Genomic DNA, 18,332 nt, shown 5'->3' on the forward strand with positions numbered 1-18,332 from the left:
GTGTGTCAGGAAAGTTCGGGAGGCACAAGCGGCTGCCCCTCCGGCACGCCAGCGTCGCGGCCGCCCGTGAGCCAGCGGTCGAAACGGTCGGTCGCGACGGCGGCCATGAACGGCAGGACCGAATAGGAGAAGCCGCCAAGCAGCGAGGCGAGGATCTCGACCCACTGGGGCCGAAGGGAATTGTCGGCGCCGAACCTGCCGACCGACCGCACGGCATTGACCATCCCGAACAGGAGCAGCACCAGCGCGAACAGGAAGAGGATTCGCGAGCCGTTGCGCATCGCGCCGCGATACAGACGTTCGAACATGTGCCGCCCCCGCCGTTTGCGCCGGTATCCTCTCCCGCGGCGCGAGGCGCAAGCGGCAATGGGGGCGCGGCGGAGTTGACGAAAGCCGCCTCACCGGCTATCCGCGCCCTCGATTTGAGGGGGCGTTCCGCGCCCCCGCTTCATTTACAGGACGATGATCATGTCGCGCATTTGCGAACTGACCGGCAAAGGCCGTCAGGTGGGCCACAACGTATCCCACGCCAACAACAAGACCAAGCGCACCTTCCTGCCGAACCTGCAGAACGTGACCTTGATCAGCGATTCGCTGGGCCGGGGCGTCAAGCTGCGCGTGTCGATGAACGGCCTGCGCTCCGTGGAGCATGTCGGCGGCCTCGACAATTGGCTCGCCAAGGCCTCGGATGAGCAATTGAGCCTCAAGGCACGTCGCCTGAAGCGCGAGATCGCCAAGAAGCCGGCCGCCGAAGCCGCTGCTTAAGCGCCTGCCTTCACGGCAGATTTTCCTCTTCGAACGCTGCGAACGCCGTCCCTTCCGGGCGGCGTTTTCGCGTGTGCGGCGCAGGTTAATTCTCCTGAACATCGGCTGACGGACCCATTCAGCACGGGCTCAAACGACTCGTGCGATAACGGCATCATTCGAGAAAGGCCGCCGTGTTGAGACGGTCTTCGGGACAGGAGTTTTAATCATGTTCAAGAAAATCGCCATCGCGTCCGTCGCCGCCGCCACTGCGCTGACCGCGCTTCCGGCCGCTGCCGACGCCCAGAGCTACGGTTACTCTAACGGCTACAACCGCGGCTACAGCAATTACAATCGCGGTTACGACGGTTATTCCAACCAGGCTTATAACCGCGGCTATTACAGCCAGGGCTACAACCGCGGCTATTCCAACCAGGGCTATGGCTACCGCAACAGCCGTAGCAACCGCTATTACGGCTACGGCCGCCGCTGCAGCGGCACCACCGGCACCATCGTCGGCGGCGTTGCCGGCGCCCTGCTCGGCCGCACGATCACCCGGGACGGCTATCACAGCGGCACGACCGGCACGATCCTCGGCGGCGCGCTCGGCGCCCTCGCCGGCCGGTCGATCGGCCGCGACAGCTGCCGTCGCTGAGACCACTAACCCTCCAGTCGCGTAACGAGGGCGGGGCCGGCATTTCCGAGAGGGAATGCCGGCCCCAACGCGTTTTGGGCAAGTACATTTCGTCACTGAGGAACAAAACGGGCTTGCAATTCGCTGAGTTTTGTTCTATTCACGTTCCCCTAGGCGATTCGGGTGGGGGCACGAACGGTGGGGAACGGGGAGGCTCAGCGAAAAGCGGCGGCGGCGGCGGCGATTCGCTGGTTCGTCCGCCTGCTCGGCGCCGCTCTATTCTGCGTCGAACAGGCTCGCCAATTGCTCGACCATAGTGCCGCCGAGCTGCTCGGCGTCCATGATGGTGACGGCGCGGGCGTAGTAGCGGGTCACGTCGTGGCCGATGCCGATGGCGAGCAATTCGACCGGCGAGCGCGCCTCGATCCAGCCGATCACCTGCCGCAAATGCCGCTCCAGATAGGTGCCGCTGTTCACGCTCAGCGTCGAATCGTCGACCGGGGCGCCGTCGGAAATGACCATCAGGATGCGGCGCTCCTCCGGGCGGGCGATCAGCCGCCCGTGCGCCCAGAGCAGGGCCTCGCCGTCGATATTCTCCTTGAGCAGCCCCTCGCGCATCATCAGGCCGAGGTTGCGGCGGGCGCGGCGCCACGGCTCGTCCGCCTGCTTGTAGACGATGTGGCGGAGGTCGTTGAGGCGCCCGGGATCGGGCGGGCGGCCGTCGGCGAGCCATTTCTCGCGCGCCTGGCCGCCTTTCCAGGCGCGGGTGGTGAAGCCCAATATCTCGACCTTGACCCCGCAGCGCTCGAGGGTGCGGGCCATGATGTCGGCGCAGATCGCGGCGATCGAGATCGGCCGGCCGCGCATCGAGCCACTATTGTCGAGCAGGAGGGTGACGACGGTGTCGCGAAATTCGGTGTCGCGCTCGACCTTGTAGGAGAGCGAATGGGCCGGATTGACGACGACGCGGGCGAGGCGGGCGGCATCGAGCAGCCCCTCCTCCTGGTCGAAATCCCAGCTCCGCGACTGCTGCGCCATCAGCCGCCGCTGGAGGCGGTTGGCGAGCTTGGTGACGGCGCCCTGCAGGTGGGTCAGTTGCTGGTCCAGATAGGCCCGGAGGCGGGTGAGCTCGGCCTCGTCGCACAATTCGGCGGCGTGGATGACCTCGTCGTAGCGGGTGGTGAAGACCCGATAGTCGAATTGCGGCGGCAGGTCGGAGAGCGGCCGGTTGGGCCGCGCCGGCATCACCCCCTCGTCGCCCTCCTGGCCGAGCCCGTCCTCGCTCTCGCCCATCTCCTGGTCGTCATACTCGCCTTCGGCATCCTCGTCGGAGGCCTCGCCCTGCTCGACGCGGACTTCGGCTTCGCCTTCGCCGCCGGGCTGGTCCTCGTCGTCGGCCTCGCCTTCGTCGCCGTCGGCCTGATCGCCGCCCTCGCCCTCGTCGCCTTCATCGGGATCGCGGTCCGCGTCGGCATCGCCCTCGACCAACTCGAGATCCTGGAGCAGCTTGGTGGCGAGCTGGGCGAAGGCGGCCTGATCGTCGAGAACGAGGCCAAGCGCGTCGAGATCGGCGCCGGCTTTCGCCTCGATCCAATCGGCGACGAAATCGAGCCCGGCGCGGGCCGCGTCGGGCGGGGCGTCGCCCGTCAGCCGCTCGCGCACCAGCAGGCCGAGCGCGGTATCGAGCGGCACTTCGGCGCGGGACCGGGCGCGGGTGATCGGATCGGTCCGCATCCGCATCTCGGTGGCGCGGCCGAGATTGGCCCGCACCCCGGCCATCGCCCGCGCGCCCAGCGCCTCGATCCGCGCCTGCTCGACCGCGTTGAACACGGCGCGGGCAATGTCATCGGCCGGCGCCCCGCGCGCGTGGAGCGCGGCATTATGGTGCCGAAGCCGCAGCGCCGCCGCATCCGCGAAGCCGCGGGCCTCGGCGACCTCCCGTTCCGGCAGGTTGCGGCCCGGCATCGGCACCTTGACGGTCTTGCCCTGCGCCGACGGCCCCTCGGCGGTGAAGGCAAGCTCCACCTCCGGCTCCCGCGCAATCGCGCGTGCCGTGCCGGCCAGCACCTGGCGGAAGGCTTCGAGCGGATTGTCCTTGTCGGCCATCGGTCCTCAGTGCCCTATCGGCACGTATTTTTCGCGCCCGCTGCCGAAATAGACCCAGATGGGCTCCTGCCCGCGCCTCACGGCGCCGGAGAATCCCTTCGTCGCCGCATCCAGGCTCGCCACCTCGACCTGCGCCCCGAAGAAATGCGCGGTGACCGGAAAAGACGAGGTGGTTCCCGCATTGGCGAACAGCGGAAAATCTTCGTAATAGTCGCTCATCAAGGAGATCGTGGCGCCGAGCATGAGCCAGTTGAACGGCGTCTCCTTGCCGTCCACGTAGCGCTTCACCGCCACCTTCGGGATGAAGCCCGGCCCCTTGAATCCGCGAAATACGAAGTCCGCGTGGTCGCCCGCGCCGCCGGTCCGCTCGCGCACGGTGAAGGGCAAAGGCTGGAGCGGCAGAAAGGCGGAATCTTCCTCCCGCTTCGTGCCGGAAAGGAAGAATTTGTCGAAGGCCATGTCGCCGTCGCTATCGACGAAGCAGGGGCGGGTCTCGGCTCCGAACTTGCTGGCGATCGGCATCAGCCAGACGGCGGTCGCGTTGACCTTTGCCTCGCCGCAGAAGATGAGGCTACGTTCCGGGAGGCGGCCCTGCATACGGTGCTCGGCGATGGAGAGGGCGAACTCCTCCCCCGCCGGAAAGGCGAAGCTCTTGCCCGCCGCTTCGATCGACACCGCCTTGGTGATCCGCGCGACCGGCGGCCGGTCGACCCGATAGCGGAGCAGCACGTCGTTCTTGGAAAATGCGCGCGGCTGCGGGCCGTCAACCGCGATCGGGATCAGCCGCGCCGGCGCCGGGAGCGCGAGATTGCGCACCGAGCTGTCCCGAAACACCCGCGCGGCGCCCGGCCAGCCGGTTCCCAGGCTCAAGGCCATCACCGCGGCGAGGATGACGGCGCGGCGCAACCCTCAGGCCGTCCCGGCGACGCTCTCGGGAAGGTCCTTGCCGAAGACGCGCTGGTAATATTCCGCCACCAGCGGCCGCTCCGCCTCGTCGCACTTGTTCAGGAAGGTAAGGCGGAAGGCGAAGCCGACGTCGCCGAAGATGAGAGCGTTCTGGGCCCAGCTGATCACCGTGCGCGGGCTCATCACAGTCGAGATGTCGCCGTTGATGAAGCCCTGCCGCGTCAAGTCGGCGACCTTCACCATCCGCTCGACCTCCTGGCGGCCGCCTTCATGGTCGTACTCGCCGGACTTGGCGAGGACGATCCGCGCCTCGGTGGCGGCGGGGAGGTAGTTCAGGGTGACGACGATGTTCCAGCGGTCCATCTGGCCCTGGTTGATCTGCTGGGTGCCGTGATAGAGGCCGGTCGTGTCGCCGAGGCCGACCGTGTTGGTGGTCGCGAACAGGCGGAACCAGGGATTGGGGCGGATCACCCTGTTCTGGTCCAGGAGGGTGAGCTTGCCCTCGGTCTCGAGCACGCGCTGGATGACGAACATCACGTCCGGGCGACCGGCATCATATTCGTCGAACACCAATGCCGTCGGCGTCTGCAGCGCCCAGGGCAGCAGCCCCTCGCGAAATTCGGTGACCTGCTGGCCGTCCTTCAAGACGATGGCGTCGCGGCCGATCAGGTCGATGCGGCTGATATGCGCGTCGAGGTTGATGCGGATGAGCGGCCAGTTGAGGTGGGCGGCGACCTGCTCGATATGGGTCGACTTGCCGGTGCCGTGATAGCCCTGGACCATCACCCGTCGATTCTTCCCGAAGCCCGCGCAGATGGCCAGCGTGGTGTCCGGATCGAAGACGTAGGTCGGGTCGATGTCCGGCACCCGCTCGTCGGCTTCGGAAAAGGCCGGCACCTCCATGTCGCTGTCGATCCCGAACAGCTCGCGCACTTTCACGATGCGGTCGGGCGCGTCCATCACGGTCGCGCCGCGGCTGGCGGGGTTGGCGTTGGGGAGGTCGGTCATTGGTGGAGTGCCTGCTGGAAGGAAGGCTTCCCCCCATGCCGACAAGCGGCGCTGGGGTAAAGTTTCAATTGCGTCAGGGAGATTGCGTCACAAGGCGCGCGTCAGCCGCCGGAGCCGGCGAAAGCGGGGCGGGACTTCAATTGGGTGTAGGCCTCGATCACCGCCTGCAGCGCCTTTTCGTGGGTGCGGTCTCCGCCGTTGCGGTCGGGATGGTAGCGGCGGACCAGCTCGGCATAGCGCTCGCGCAACGCGCGGCGGTCGATGTCGAGGCCGAGGCCGAGCACCTTCAACGACTTCCTGTCCTCGGCGCTGAGCTCGCGCCCGTCCTGGCGCGGCTGGTTGGCCTCGTCGATGCGGCGGGCGAAGCGGGCGCCGATCGCGTCCAGCGGGTCGGCGAAATCGGCCCAGCGGGGGGCCGCGTCGGCGCCGCCGGTGGCGAAGGCGCGGGTCTCGCGGTCCCAGCCGCCATAGGGGTTCTGCGCCTCGCTGATCTCCTCGACGCTCATCCCCTCGAAATAATTGTAGCCGGAGTTGAAGGCGCGGACATGGTCGAGGCAGAGCCAGCGCCACGCGCCCGGCCCGTCGAAGCTCGCACGCGCGCGGTGCGCGGGCGGCGCGCGGAATTCGCCCGGCGCGGCGCAGCCCGGGTGCGCGCACGTCCCCGCCGCCTGCTCGGCCCGCCCATGGAACCGCGTCTGCCTTTTCTCCGAACTTGCCACTTTGCTCCTCGCGAACCTTCGTCTGTATATAGGCGATATGACCGACACTTTCACCGGCCCCGTGGCCCGCGAAATCGCCGAACGCCTCACTGGGGCGCTTTCTCCACTCTCGCTCAACGTGTTGAACGACAGCGAGAAACATCGCGGCCATGGCGGCTATGACGGGAGCGGCGAGAGCCATTTCACGGTGGAGGTGGTGGCCCAAGCGTTTGCCGGGATGAGCCGGCTCGAGCGCCAGCGCGCGGTGAATGCAGCGCTCGGCGACCTGCTGCGGGACCGCATCCATGCGCTCGCCATCCGGGCAAAGGCGCCGGGGGAATAACTCCTCCCCGGGCGGGGCGGTGGAGGGGGCCTAGTGCGGGTCTCAGGACCCCCTCCACCACGCCGCTGCGCGACGCGGTCCCCCTCCCCGTCCCGGGGAGGACCTGCTACGTTGGCGCAATGACCGAGGACATTTTTCTCCAAACCCTGCACCCGACCACCCACGATCTCGGCGGGTTCAAGGTGCACCGGACGCTGCCGCACCGGGAGCGGACGATGGTCGGGCCGTTCATCTTCTTCGACCAGATGGGGCCGGCGCATCTCGCGACGGGCAGCGGCATCGACGTCCGCCCGCACCCACACGTCAACCTCGCCACCGTCACCTATTTGTTTGCCGGCGCCATCGAGCACCGCGATTCGCTCGGCACCTTCGCGCGCATCGAGCCGGGCGCCGTCAATTTGATGACCGCCGGACGCGGCATCGCCCATTCGGAACGCTCTCCGGGGGACGAGCGGGCGCGCGGGCCTGAGCTGTCCGGCATTCAGACCTGGCTGGCCCTCCCGACGGCGAAAGAGGAGATCGACCCGGCCTTCGAGCATGTCGCGAAGGATCGGCTGCCGCTGGTCGGCAGCGGCGCCGCGCAGGCGCGGGTGGTGATGGGGAGCCTGTGGGGCGCCTCTTCGCCCGTCACCTGCCACAGCGAGACGATCTACGCCGACATCCAGCTCGGCGCCGGTGGATCGATGCCGATCGATCCGGAAGCGGAGGAGCGGGCGCTGTACGTCGCGGAAGGCGAGGCGAGCCTCGACGGCCTGAGGCTGGAGCCGGCGGTGCTCTACGTCCTGCGCCCCGGCACACGCGCCACCCTCCGTTCGGGGACCGGCGCGCACGTCATGCTGTGCGGCGGCGCGCCGCTCGACGGGCCGCGCCACGTCTGGTGGAACTTCGTTTCCTCCCGCCGCGACCGCATCCAGCAGGCGAAGGAGGATTGGCGGGCCGGCAAGTTCACCCTGCCGCCCGACGACCATGACGAATATATCCCGCTCCCGGAGGCGAGACCGCTGACGGTGAGCTACCCGTGACCGAGACGCGGCGGATCCCGCTCTCGACCGGCGTCACGCTCAACGTCTGCATCGCCGGGCCCGCCGAGGCGCCGGCGATCATCCTCCTCCACGGCTTTCCCGAATCGTACCGCACGTGGCGGCACCAGATCGCCGATTTGTCGCGCGATTACCGCGTCATCGCGCCGGACCAGCGCGGGTTCGGCGGATCGGACAAGCCGCAGGAGGTGGAGGCGTATGAGACGGGGAAGATCGTCGCCGACGTCCTCGCCCTCGCCGATGCGCTGGACGTGAAGCATTTCACCCTCGTCGGGCACGATTGGGGCGGGGCGGTGGCGTGGGCGGCGGCGCTCCAGCATCCTTTCCGGGTCGAGCGGCTGGTCATCGTCAACGCCCCGCACCCGCTGGTCTTCCAGAAGAGCGTGATCGACGACGCGGACCAGCGCGCCGCCTCGCAATATATCCGCGCCTTCAGGAACCCGCTGATGGAGACGGGCATCAGAGCGATGGGGCTCGGCACCTTCTTCGACAAGAGCTTCGGCAGCCATGCCGACCTGTCGAAGGTCACGCCCGAGGAGAGGCAGCAATATCTCGACGACTGGGGGCAGGAGGGCGCGCTGACGGCGATGCTCAACTGGTACCGCGCGGCGAAAATCGAGGTGCCGGCGGTTGGCGAGGAGGCCAAGGCGGCGCTCTGGACCCACCTCCCCTTCCCCCACGTCCACGTGCCGACTTTGGTGGTCTGGGGGCTGAAGGACATCGCGCTGCTCCCGATCCAGCTCGAGGGACTGCACGGGCTGGTGAACGACCTGAGGATCGTCACCTCCGCCAGTGCCGGCCACTTCATCCCCTGGGAGGAGCCGGAGACGGTGACGGCGGCGATCCGGGACTTTCTCGCCGAGACCCGGTAGGATTAGGGGGTTTCCCTCTGCGGCGCGCAGCCGCTATGCGCCCCGCAATGGCTTCCCGGAAAAAGAAAAGGATCCGCGCCCGAGCGTACCCGACCGCGCGCTCCGCGGCCCGGCTCGCCGCCGTGCAGGCGCTCTACCAGCAGGAGATGGAGAAGACGCCGCTGCCGTCCCTCCTCCACGAATTCCACCACCACCGGCTCGGCGCCACCATCGAAGGCGTCGAATATGCCGATGCCGAGGTCGATTTCTTCGACGACGTGGTGGCCGGGGTCGACGGCCGGCGCGACGAGCTCGACGGCTTCATCGCGAGGCGCCTGCCCGCCGACTGGCCGCTCCACCGCCTCGACCGGCCGATGCGCCAGATCCTGCGCGCCGGCGCCTACGAGCTCGCCGCGCGGATCGACGTGCCGACGGGCAACGTGATCTCGGAATATGTCGACGTCGCCAAGGCCTTTTACGACGCGAAGGAATCGGGCTTCGTCAACGGCATCCTCGACGCCGTGGCGAAGGATGTGCGGACGTAGCGCCGCGCGCCGCGCAGGGACCGCCAAAGCGGTGCCCGTGATCGCCGTCACGCGAGTCGGCCGCCGAGGCCGTTAGGATGCCGCCGCGAGGGGATGCAAGGGCCTCCCCGAGGAGGTGACCCCGGATGCGGCTGATTGGAATCCTGCCTTTGGGGCTGTGCCTGCTCGCCGGTTGCGCCGAGCAGACCAGCATCTATCACATGCGCCCGGTGACCGGCGTCCCCGGCACCACCGCCCTCACCGTCGATGCCAAGCAGCGCAGCACCTACACCACGCTCAGTGGAGGTCAGGTGCGCCTCTGCGCCGAAGCGGCGCCCGACGTCTTCAGCGCCCTCAGCGCGAGCGCCAGCGGCGACATCGGGTTGGACTTGAGCAACGGCGGCACGGCGAGCGGACGGGCTCGAGCTGCAATGGCCGTGGCCGAGGCCGCGGGGACGATCGAGCGGACCCAAACCATCAACCTTCTTCGGGAGTCGATGTACCGGACCTGCGAGCGATGGCTCTCCGCGGCCATCGACAGATCCACCTTCGTGGTCCAGGCGGCACGTGACCAGCGCGCGATGGTCGCGATCCTGGCCATCGAGCAGCTGACGCGGACGGCGCGCCCGCCCTCGACCGTCGTCATTGCACCGACCACCGGCGCTTCCGTAATCGCCGGCGATGAGGCAGCAAAGCTGATCACCCAGTTCGAGGGGCAGCGAACCGCCGCGCAAAGCGCCGCCGACAAGGCAAAGGCCGACTTCGAAACGGCGAAGACAAAGGGCAAGTGCGACACCGTCACGGCCGCTCCTGCGGCGGACGCAACGAACCCGTCGCTGGCCGACTGGGCGGCGTGCACGGCGGCAAAGACCACGCTGGACGCCCGGAACGCCGAGCTCAAGGCTGCAACCGACAGACTCGACAAGACGCTCGCGCTTGCCGGCCAAGGCCTAGGCAGCAGCACCGTCGCTTCAACGGGCGCGCAGCCTTCGCAGCCCGGCGGCGGAGGCGGCACGGTGAGCGACGCGCAAATCACCGCGGTTGCAGAAGCCGTGCGCGCCATCGCGAACAATCCGTCCATCGACGAGGCTATGATGTTCTGCATCGCGTACCTGACGACGGAGCGCCGAGAGGCGGAAGCCCGGGTCGTCGAGCCTGGCACCACCTCGATGTGCCAGGAGGTCGTGCGGGCGCGGGCAGAGGCGGAGCTGCGCTTCCTCGGCTTCGTCGACGCGCCTGCCGGCAAGATCCTTCGCGGATATCTCAGGAAGCCGGCGGTCCTCACCGAGCGGCAGAGGCGGCTGCAGGTGTTCCGCACCGCCCTGGGCAATCTCGGCTACCCATCGGGACCCACCGAAGTGGCGGCTTTCTTCAGCAAGCCGAGCCCCGATCAGGAGGCCCTGCTGGCCCACCTTCGCACCATCGAAACCGACGCAGCCGCTCGGGCCGACCTGCAATGAACCGTCGAGGAGAGGCATAATGGCGATACAGATCATAGAGAATGTTCCCGCCGCGGCGGTAGACGATATGGAGCAGATCGCGCGCGACTCCGGCGCTACCGACGTGCGGCGGCGGCCGGAGCCGGACGGCGAATTCACGCTGATCATCACCTATCCCGATTTTCAGACGCACGCCGATTTCATGGGACGGTCGGGTCGGGCCTGATCTTCGAGGGCCCCGGCGACGGCCCGCCCGCCTTAAGTGGTCCCCCTCCCGACCGCCTCGCGGTAAGGAGGCAAGGTGAGCGCCGAATCCGCCTTCATCGAGAGCCTGCGTCGCCTCGCTATGGACCCGGCGGCACGAAGGCTGCGCGACGACGCCGCGGTACTGGAGGTGGGCGGTACGCGCCTCGTCCTTACCCACGACATGCTCGTCGAAGGCGTCCACTTCCTGCCCGGCGATCCAGCGCAGGACGTCGCTTGGAAGCTGGTGGCGGTGAATCTCTCGGACCTTGCGGCCAAGGGCGCGCGGCCGGTGGGAGTGCTGCTTGGCTTTCCGCTTGGCGACGAGGCTTGGGATAGGGCCTTCCTCGAGGGCTTCGGCGCCGCGCTCTCCGCCTTCGCGGTCGCGCTGCTCGGCGGCGACACGGTGGCGGGGCCGCGCGTGCTCGGGCTAACCGCGATCGGCGAGGCGCAGGGGCCGGCGCCTTCGCGCAGCGGCGCCGGCGCTGGGGACCGGCTGTGGGTCAGCGGGTCGATCGGCGATGCCGGTGCTGGGCTGCGCGTGCTCAAGGGCGAACTGCGCAACGCTCCGGCCCTCGTGGAGAGCTACCGCCGCCCGCGGCCGCGGCTGGAGCTGGGGGAGGCGCTGGCGCCGCTCGTCACGGCGATGATGGACGTGTCGGACGGCCTGCTCATCGACGCCGCTCGGATGGCCGAGGCGAGCGGGGCGGCGGTGCGCATCGATCTCGAGGCCGTTCCGCTGTCCGAGGCCTATCTCGCCGCCCTCGGCGACGGCCGCGAGGCCCGGCTCGCCGCGGCGACGGCGGGGGACGATTACGAATTGCTGTTCGCCGCGCCGCCGGGGCGGACGCAGGAGCTGCTCGCCCTCGCCGACCGGCTCGGCATTCCCCTCACGCCGGTGGGCGCCTTCGCCCCCGGTTCCGGCCTCACCCTCGCCGACCGTGGTGCGCCTCTCCCGCTCCCGCCGCGGCTCGGCTGGGAGCATGGTTGAAAGACTGCCCTTCGCCCCTTAGAACGCCGCCGCATATCCGGGCGCGTTCGCCGCGGGGGCGGTTCGGCCCTGCCCGGTACGGAACAGGGAAGGACCGTCAATGACCGTCGTCACCATCGCCATAGCGTGCGGCATACTCGCCGTGCTCTACGGTATCTTTACGTCGATGCAGGTGCTGCGCGCACCGGCCGGCAACGAGCGGATGCAGGACATCGCCGCCGCCATCCAAGAAGGCGCCCGCGCCTATCTCGCCCGCCAGTACATGACCATCGCCGGCGTCGGAATCGTCGTGGCGGCGCTCGTCTGGTATTTCCTCGGCCCCGTCTCGGCGGTGGGCTTCGTCATCGGCGCCCTGCTCTCCGGCGCGACCGGCTTCGTCGGCATGAACGTGTCGGTGAAGGCCAACGTGCGCACCGCCGAAGCGGCCCGCACCAGCTTGCAGGGCGGCCTCACCCTCGCCTTCCGCTCGGGCGCCATCACCGGCATGCTCGTCGCGGGCCTCGGCCTCCTCGCGATCTCCGGCTTCTTCTGGTATCTGACCGGCCCCGGCCACCATGTCCCGGGCAACCTCCACGACCGCACCATCGTCAACGCGCTCGTCGCCCTGTCGTTCGGCGCCTCGCTCATCTCGATCTTCGCGCGTCTCGGCGGCGGCATCTTCACCAAGGCGGCCGACGTCGGCGCCGACCTCGTCGGCAAGGTCGAGGCCGGGATCCCCGAGGACGACCCCCGCAATCCGGCGACGATCGCCGACAACGTGGGCGACAATGTCGGCGATTGCGCCGGCATGGCCGCCGATCTGTTCGAGACCTATGTCGTGACGCTCGGTGTGACGATGGTCTCCATCGCCCTCACCGTCCGCGGCGTCTCCACCGAGCTTCTCACCAAGCTGATGAGCTTGCCGCTGCTGATCGGCGGCGTCTGCATCGTCACCTCGATCATCGGCACCTACATGGTGCGTCTGGGCAAGGGCGGCTCGATCATGGGCGCGCTCTACAAGGGCTTCTGGACCGCCGCGATCCTCGGCGCCGTCGCCGTCTATTTCGCCACGCAATATGTGGTCGGCGACATGAACGGCACGCTGGCGACCATCCATGGCGTCGGCACTGCGATGATCACCCTCACCGGCATGAAGCTGTTCTACTGCATGCTGATCGGCCTCGGCCTCACCGGCGCCCTCGTGTGGATCACCGAATATTATACCGGCACCAACTTCCGGCCGGTGAAGTCGATCGCCAAGGCCTCGCAGACCGGCCACGGCACCAACGTCATCCAGGGCCTTGCGATCAGCCTTGAATCGACGGCGCTGCCGACCCTCGTCATCGTCGTCGCGGTGATCGCGGCTTACCAGCTCGCCGGCGTCATCGGCGTCGCCTTCGGCGCGACCGCGATGCTGGCGCTGGCCGGCATGGTCGTGGCGCTCGACGCCTACGGCCCCGTCACCGACAATGCCGGCGGCATTGCTGAAATGGCCGGCCTTCCGGACGAGGTGCGCGAGCGCACCGACGCGCTGGACGCCGTCGGCAACACCACCAAGGCGGTGACCAAGGGCTACGCGATCGGCTCGGCGGCGCTCGCCGCTTTGGTGCTGTTCGGCGCCTACACGACCGACCTGCACGAGTTCTTCGGCGGCCTCACCGTCGATTTCTCGCTCAGCAACCCGTACGTCATCGTCGGCCTGCTGCTCGGCGCCTTGCTCCCGTACAGCTTCGGCGCCTTCGGCATGACGGCGGTCGGCCGGGCGGCGGGCGCGGTTGTCGAGGACGTCCGCGCCCAGTTCCGGGAGAATCCGGGGATCATGGAAGGGACGAGCCGGCCCAATTACGGCCGCACCGTCGATCTCGTCACCCGCGCCGCGATCAAGGAGATGATCCTGCCGTCGCTGCTGCCGGTGCTGGCGCCGATCGTCGTCTACTACGCGATCACCGCGGTGGCAGGCCAGGAGTCCGGCTTCGCCGCGCTCGGCGCCCTCCTCCTCGGCGTCATCGTCTCCGGCCTGTTCGTCGCCATCTCGATGACGTCGGGCGGCGGCGCGTGGGACAATGCCAAGAAGTATATCGAGGACGGCAATTATGGCGGCAAGGGCTCCGAAGCCCACAAGGCCGCCGTCACCGGCGACACTGTCGGCGATCCGTACAAGGATACGGCCGGCCCCGCGGTCAACCCGATGATCAAGATCACCAACATCGTCGCCCTCCTCCTCCTCGCCGCGCTGGCGGGCCAGGCGGCGGGCGGCTGAGGCTGAGGACGACCCGTTCGCTTTCAATGCGATAAGGCAGAATAACCCCGTCGGGAGCGATCCCGGCGGGGTTCTTCTTTGGCTATTTTCAAGGTCGCGCCGCCGCTTTACACTCCTCGGATTCCAAAGCTTTTTGGGACGGGGGATGCGATGAGGACTATCGTTTGCGCGCTGCTCGCCGGCGCGGCGCTCGCCGGCCATGCCGAGGCGGCACCGCCGCCGGCAAAGCCCACCGCCGACGCGATCCTACCGATCGCGGACTTCGGCAGGCGGCCCTTCATGGACACGCCGAGAATATCGCCGGACGGCACCAAGATCGTCGTGCAGATGTCGCGCGAGGGCAAGGCGTTCCTGGGCATCATCGACCTCGACAAGCCCGCCTCCGCGCCGGAATTCTTCCTCGCCGCGAGCGAGTTCCGGGACATCGGCGACCGGGACGTGATCGGCTGGCGCTGGGTCGGGAACGACAATGTCGTGGTGACCATGCGCTCGCGCGAGGACGTCTACGGACAGCGCGCCGACATCACCCGCCTTGCCGCCTACAATCTCCATTCGAAGCATCTGACGCCGCTCGGCTGGGACGGCGCGACCGGCGATGCGTCGGACATCCTCTACGTCGACCACGACAAGGGCAAGATCCTGCTGGGGCGGCAGAGCAATGCCTACGGCACGGAGATGATGCAGCGCTACGAAGTGGTGCTGATGGACGTGAACACGGGCAAGTACGACATCGTGCAGCGCCCGAACCCGGTCGTTGACGAGTGGATCGCCGACGGCCACGGCGTCATCCGCGCCGGCGTCGGCTATAGTTCCGACAGCGGCAAGCAGCGGCTGATGTACCGCTCCGGCCCGGGGGAGCAGCTCCACACCGTTGCAAGCGGCGTCGACGCGACCTTCACCGAAGGTCAGATCGTGCCGCGCCTGTTCCTGGACGAGCCGGACATGGCGCTCGCCTTCAGCAACAAGGACAATTACAAGCGCCTCTACAAGGTCAACATGAAGACGATGACGCTGGGGCCCGTCGTCTTCGAGAAGCCCGGCTACGACCTCGGCGGCACGATCTCCAACTGGGACCGAACCAAGCTCGTCGGCGTCACCGTCGAGGAGCAGGGCGACCACGAATATTGGTTCGACCCCGACTGGAAGCAGATCCAGGCGAACATGGACGAAAGGTTCGGTGCGGGAGCCGCCCACCTCGTCTCGCGCGACCGCAAGGACGAGCGGCTGATCTTCTTCGTCGGCAAGCCAAGCCAGCCGGGCGCTTATTATCTGTACGACACGCGCAAGGGATCTCTCGGCCTCGTCGGCTGGGTCCACCCGGTGTTCAAGGACATGACGCTCAACCCGATGCACACCATCGTCTACCCGGCGCGCGACGGCATCAAGATCCCTGCGGTCGTCACCATGCCGCGCCACCGCGAGGGACAGAAGAACCTGCCGGTGGTCGTCCTGGTGCACGGCGGCCCGTACGGCATCCGGCAGAAGGAAGAATTCGGCCCCTTCCCCTGGCACCAGGCGCTCGCGGAGCAGGGCTATGTCGTCATCGAGCCCAATTATCGCGGTTCGGGCGGCTATGGGAAGGAGTTCGTCCTGCTCGGCCGGCGGCCCGACGGCTATGGCAACAAGATGCAGGACGACGTGAACGACGCCGTCGCCGCACTGGCGCGGGACGGGACGATCGACCCGAAGCGCGCGTGCATCATGGGCTGGTCCTACGGAGGCTATGCGGCCGCGCGCGGCGCCCAGCGCGATCCCGACACCTGGCGCTGCGCCATCGCCGGCGCCGGCGTCTACGACGTGCCGCTGATGAAGACGTGGGACACCACCCACCTCGGGCCGTTCGACGCCAAGTTCCAGGCGACGTCGGCCGACCCCGAAGGCATTTCCCCCGCCCGGCACCCCGGCGGCAAATGGTCGCCGATCCTGATCGTCGCCGGCCTTCGGGACCAGCGCATCCCGATCGAGCAGCCGCACACGCTCGTCTCCCGCTTGAAGGGCGCCGGCAAGCGCGAGGGCGAGGATTTCCGCTACGTCGAGCAGAAGCAGGGCACCCACAACCTTCCTTACGAGGACGTCGCAGCGCAGTGGCTGGACGAGGCCAATGCCTGGCTCACCAAGTGGAACCCGGCCTATCTGCCGGGCGAGCGCAAGACCGCCGCGGCGGCGCCGGAGGGCGCCGGCGCGCGGGGCCATTAGGCGCCAGGCGAGGCGGGCGACCGAAGGGCAGAAGGGGCTGAGGATGGGGAAATTCGCGATGGCCGCGGCGGTGGCGCTCGCCTGGACGGCGCCGGCTTTTGCCGCCGCGCCGGCGACCGCGCCGGTCCCCGAGCGCATTTCCACCGAGGCGTTCGCCGCGCTGGCGAGCTTCTCCAACCCGCGCATCTCCGCCGACGGCAAGCGCATCCTCGCCATTGCTTATGCCGGCGGGGAGAAGATCATCCTCGTCTACGACATAGACGGCGCCGACGGCCGCTTCACCCGCATCAATGTCGGCGACAAACTGGAAGTGCTCTCGGCGCGCTGGGCGGGGAGCCGGCGCGTGCTCCTCACCGTGTACGGCATCAACAAGGAGATGGGGATCGAACTCCCGCTCAGCCGGCTGTTCCTCTTCGACCTCGACACCAAGGAGATGAAGGCCTTGGGCGGCGACAAGATCGGGGGCCTGTCCGGCGGCAACATCATCTACGTCGACGAGCAGGGCGGCTACATCCTGCTTGAGGCGCAGCGGACGGTGTGGAGTGCGCCCTCGGTGCTGCGCATCGACCTCGACACGCTGAAGACGAAAGAGATCGTCCAGCCGGTCGGCGGCGTCTGGAGCTGGTATGCCGACGCGGGCGGCGCCGTGCGCGCCGGGCTCGGCAGCGAAGGCGACAAATATTTCCTTCTCTACCGCGAGAAGGACGAGGGCACGTTCCGCCGCATCAATCGCCTGAACTTCGACAATATCGAGGCGCTGATGCCGATCGCCGGCACCGACCAAGGCTATGTCCGCGCCGACAAGGGGAGCGGCCGCTTCGGTCTCTACCGCTACGATTTCTCCACCCAAACGATCGGCGAACCATTGTTCGAGCACCCCGACGTCGATGTCGACGACGCCGATTATTCGCGCCGCACCGGCACGATCTCAGCGGTCGAATATACCGACGACCGTGACCGCATTCTTTGGTTCGACAAGGACATGAAGGCGATCCAGGCGAAGCTCGACCGGGCGCTGCCGGACCGCACCAACCGCGTCATCTCCCGCGACGCGGCGGACGACCGCATGGTGGTGTGGTCGACCTCGGCCTCCGACCCCGGCATCTATTATCTCTACGAGCGCGCAAAGGGCCGGTTGAGTGAGCTTGCGCGCCCCCACGCCGCTCTCGACGGCAAGGCGTTGGCGCCGGTGGCGGCGGTCCATTACGCCGCCCGCGACGGCCTCACCATTCCCGCTTACCTCACCAAGCCGATCGGCCGCGGCGACAAAGGCCTGCCGCTCATCGTCATGCCGCATGGCGGCCCGTTCGTCCGCGACAAATGGGAGTATGACGAGTGGGTGCAGTTCCTCGCCAACCGCGGCTATGCGGTTCTGCAGCCCAATTATCGCGGCTCGACCGGCTATGGTAAGAAATTCGTCGAGGCGGCGAACGGCGAGTGGGGCCGCAAGATGCAGGACGATCTGGACGACGGCGTGCGCTGGCTCGTCCAGAGCGGCATTGTCGATCCCAAGCGGGTGTGCATCATGGGCGGCTCCTATGGCGGCTATGCGGCGATGTGGGCGGCGGTGCGCAACCCCGAAATCTACCGTTGCGCGATCAGCTTCGCCGGCATTTCGGAGGTAAGGGGGATCCTGCGCTACGACCCCTCGACGGGGGTCGCGCGGCGTTACTATCGCGATTGGCGCGACCGCGTCCGCGGCGACGCGAAGTTCAACCTCGACGCCGTGTCCCCGCTGACCCGCGCCGCATCGCTCAAGGTGCCGCTGCTGATCGCCCACGGAGAGAAGGACACAAGGGTACCGGTGGCGCAGTCGAAGAAGATGGACGAGGCGCTCAAACGCGCGGGCATCGAGCATGAGTTCATCCTCTATCCCGACGAGAAGCACGGCTTCTCCAAGGCCGAGGATGCGACCGATTTCCTGAAGCGGGTCGAGGCCTTCCTGGCGCGGTACAATCCGGCGGGGTGACGGGCGTGGGCAAGCTTTCCTTTCGGCCGCCCAGCCGCTATGGGAGCGGCGTTTTTTCGGCGGACCCACGAGGATAAATGGCCAAGGAAGAGCTTCTCGAAATGCGCGGGCAGGTGGTCGAGCTGCTGCCCAACGCGATGTTCCGGGTCCGCCTCGAGAACAATCACGAGATCCTCGGCCACACCGCGGGGAAGATGCGCAAGAACCGCATCCGCGTGCTCGTCGGCGACGAAGTGCTGGTCGAGCTGACGCCCTACGACCTCACCAAGGGTCGGATCACCTACCGGTTCAAGTAAGCGCGGGCGACGCCCGTGCGGCTCATCCTCGCTTCCGCCTCCCCGCGCCGCCTCGAGCTGCTCGCGCGGCTCGGCGTCGTGCCCGACGCCGTGCTCCCCGCCGAC

Annotated in this window: 18 protein-coding genes and 1 pseudogene; 14 read left to right on the forward strand and 5 right to left on the reverse strand. The window is 68.0% G+C overall.

The window, feature by feature from the left end; genetic code table 11:
• Positions 1-5 precede the first annotated feature (5 nt).
• Positions 6-308, reverse strand: a complete 303-nt coding sequence (locus VGC56_RS11380) for a hypothetical protein (RefSeq protein ID WP_464125019.1) — start codon at positions 306-308, stop codon at positions 6-8.
• A 160-nt stretch (positions 309-468) separates the two neighbouring features.
• Here VGC56_RS11380 and rpmB point away from each other — a divergent pair, with 160 nt between their 5' ends.
• Positions 469-765: a 50S ribosomal protein L28 gene (rpmB, locus tag VGC56_RS11385; RefSeq protein ID WP_464125020.1), complete on the forward strand. Its 297-nt coding sequence runs from the start codon at positions 469-471 to the stop codon at positions 763-765.
• Positions 766-973: 208 nt separating this feature from the next.
• Positions 974-1,399, forward strand: coding sequence for a glycine zipper 2TM domain-containing protein (locus VGC56_RS11390; protein WP_464125021.1), 426 nt, complete (start codon positions 974-976; stop codon positions 1,397-1,399).
• A 255-nt stretch (positions 1,400-1,654) separates the two neighbouring features.
• Here the strand turns inward: VGC56_RS11390 and cobT are convergent, their stop codons facing one another.
• From cobT to VGC56_RS11410, 4 genes are all read right to left on the reverse strand, one after another.
• On the reverse strand, positions 1,655-3,484 hold the full coding sequence (gene cobT, locus VGC56_RS11395; RefSeq protein WP_464125022.1) for a cobaltochelatase subunit CobT: 1,830 nt from the start codon (positions 3,482-3,484) through the stop codon (positions 1,655-1,657).
• A gap of 6 nt (positions 3,485-3,490) precedes the next feature.
• Positions 3,491-4,390 (reverse strand): hypothetical protein, encoded by a 900-nt coding sequence (locus tag VGC56_RS11400; RefSeq protein WP_464125023.1) that lies wholly within the window; start codon positions 4,388-4,390, stop codon positions 3,491-3,493.
• Positions 4,391-4,393: 3 nt separating this feature from the next.
• A complete protein-coding gene (cobS, locus tag VGC56_RS11405) occupies positions 4,394-5,398 on the reverse strand; it encodes a cobaltochelatase subunit CobS (RefSeq protein WP_464125024.1) in 1,005 nt (334 codons plus the stop codon).
• Positions 5,399-5,499: 101 nt separating this feature from the next.
• Entirely contained in the window at positions 5,500-6,117 is a 618-nt protein-coding gene (locus VGC56_RS11410; protein WP_464125025.1) for a J domain-containing protein, read from the reverse strand.
• A gap of 37 nt (positions 6,118-6,154) precedes the next feature.
• Here VGC56_RS11410 and VGC56_RS11415 point away from each other — a divergent pair, with 37 nt between their 5' ends.
• From VGC56_RS11415 to VGC56_RS11470, 12 genes and pseudogenes are all read left to right on the forward strand, one after another.
• Complete coding sequence (locus VGC56_RS11415; protein WP_464125026.1) at positions 6,155-6,439, forward strand: BolA family protein; 285 nt, start codon at positions 6,155-6,157, stop codon at positions 6,437-6,439.
• Positions 6,440-6,558: 119 nt separating this feature from the next.
• Positions 6,559-7,461 (forward strand): pirin family protein, encoded by a 903-nt coding sequence (locus VGC56_RS11420; RefSeq protein ID WP_464125027.1) that lies wholly within the window; start codon positions 6,559-6,561, stop codon positions 7,459-7,461.
• Positions 7,458-8,351 carry an alpha/beta fold hydrolase gene (locus VGC56_RS11425; RefSeq protein ID WP_464125028.1) on the forward strand — a complete coding sequence of 298 codons (894 nt, stop codon included), beginning with the start codon at positions 7,458-7,460 and terminating at the stop codon, positions 8,349-8,351. The genes VGC56_RS11420 and VGC56_RS11425 overlap by 4 nt, the downstream gene beginning before the upstream one ends.
• Before the next feature lie 47 nt (positions 8,352-8,398).
• Positions 8,399-8,875: a transcription antitermination factor NusB gene (nusB, locus tag VGC56_RS11430; RefSeq protein ID WP_464125029.1), complete on the forward strand. Its 477-nt coding sequence runs from the start codon at positions 8,399-8,401 to the stop codon at positions 8,873-8,875.
• A gap of 149 nt (positions 8,876-9,024) precedes the next feature.
• Complete coding sequence (locus VGC56_RS11435) at positions 9,025-10,314, forward strand: hypothetical protein (protein WP_464125030.1); 1,290 nt, start codon at positions 9,025-9,027, stop codon at positions 10,312-10,314.
• A 19-nt stretch (positions 10,315-10,333) separates the two neighbouring features.
• Positions 10,334-10,519: a hypothetical protein gene (locus VGC56_RS11440; RefSeq protein WP_464125031.1), complete on the forward strand. Its 186-nt coding sequence runs from the start codon at positions 10,334-10,336 to the stop codon at positions 10,517-10,519.
• Positions 10,520-10,594: 75 nt separating this feature from the next.
• The gene (gene thiL / locus VGC56_RS11445; protein WP_464125032.1) at positions 10,595-11,527 is read left to right on the forward strand and encodes a thiamine-phosphate kinase; all 933 of its coding nucleotides are present in this window, start codon (positions 10,595-10,597) and stop codon (positions 11,525-11,527) included.
• A 100-nt stretch (positions 11,528-11,627) separates the two neighbouring features.
• The gene (locus VGC56_RS11450) at positions 11,628-13,766 is read left to right on the forward strand and encodes a sodium-translocating pyrophosphatase (RefSeq protein ID WP_464125033.1); all 2,139 of its coding nucleotides are present in this window, start codon (positions 11,628-11,630) and stop codon (positions 13,764-13,766) included.
• A gap of 150 nt (positions 13,767-13,916) precedes the next feature.
• Positions 13,917-15,962 carry an alpha/beta hydrolase family protein gene (locus tag VGC56_RS11455; RefSeq protein WP_464125034.1) on the forward strand — a complete coding sequence of 682 codons (2,046 nt, stop codon included), beginning with the start codon at positions 13,917-13,919 and terminating at the stop codon, positions 15,960-15,962.
• A gap of 43 nt (positions 15,963-16,005) precedes the next feature.
• Positions 16,006-17,931: an alpha/beta hydrolase family protein gene (locus tag VGC56_RS11460; RefSeq protein WP_464125035.1), complete on the forward strand. Its 1,926-nt coding sequence runs from the start codon at positions 16,006-16,008 to the stop codon at positions 17,929-17,931.
• 77 nt (positions 17,932-18,008) lie between these two features.
• Complete coding sequence (gene infA, locus VGC56_RS11465) at positions 18,009-18,227, forward strand: translation initiation factor IF-1 (protein WP_106511916.1); 219 nt, start codon at positions 18,009-18,011, stop codon at positions 18,225-18,227.
• 15 nt (positions 18,228-18,242) lie between these two features.
• Positions 18,243-18,332: pseudogene (locus VGC56_RS11470) on the forward strand (septum formation inhibitor Maf); the annotation flags it as partial.

The sequence above is a fragment of the Allosphingosinicella sp. genome (genome assembly GCF_036403745.1).
Taxonomy (GTDB): Bacteria; Pseudomonadota; Alphaproteobacteria; order Sphingomonadales; family Sphingomonadaceae; genus Allosphingosinicella.

Coding starts and splice junctions, on each gene's coding strand:
- VGC56_RS11380 (WP_464125019.1), bottom strand. CDS start 308: ATGTTCGAACGTCTGTATCGCGGCGCGATGCGCAACGGCTCGCGAATC.
- rpmB (WP_464125020.1), top strand. CDS start 469: ATGTCGCGCATTTGCGAACTGACCGGCAAAGGCCGTCAGGTGGGCCAC.
- VGC56_RS11390 (WP_464125021.1), top strand. CDS start 974: ATGTTCAAGAAAATCGCCATCGCGTCCGTCGCCGCCGCCACTGCGCTG.
- cobT (WP_464125022.1), bottom strand. CDS start 3,484: ATGGCCGACAAGGACAATCCGCTCGAAGCCTTCCGCCAGGTGCTGGCC.
- cobS (WP_464125024.1), bottom strand. CDS start 5,398: ATGACCGACCTCCCCAACGCCAACCCCGCCAGCCGCGGCGCGACCGTG.
- VGC56_RS11415 (WP_464125026.1), top strand. CDS start 6,155: ATGACCGACACTTTCACCGGCCCCGTGGCCCGCGAAATCGCCGAACGC.
- VGC56_RS11420 (WP_464125027.1), top strand. CDS start 6,559: ATGACCGAGGACATTTTTCTCCAAACCCTGCACCCGACCACCCACGAT.
- nusB (WP_464125029.1), top strand. CDS start 8,399: ATGGCTTCCCGGAAAAAGAAAAGGATCCGCGCCCGAGCGTACCCGACC.
- VGC56_RS11440 (WP_464125031.1), top strand. CDS start 10,334: ATGGCGATACAGATCATAGAGAATGTTCCCGCCGCGGCGGTAGACGAT.
- VGC56_RS11450 (WP_464125033.1), top strand. CDS start 11,628: ATGACCGTCGTCACCATCGCCATAGCGTGCGGCATACTCGCCGTGCTC.
- VGC56_RS11455 (WP_464125034.1), top strand. CDS start 13,917: ATGAGGACTATCGTTTGCGCGCTGCTCGCCGGCGCGGCGCTCGCCGGC.
- VGC56_RS11460 (WP_464125035.1), top strand. CDS start 16,006: ATGGGGAAATTCGCGATGGCCGCGGCGGTGGCGCTCGCCTGGACGGCG.
- infA (WP_106511916.1), top strand. CDS start 18,009: ATGGCCAAGGAAGAGCTTCTCGAAATGCGCGGGCAGGTGGTCGAGCTG.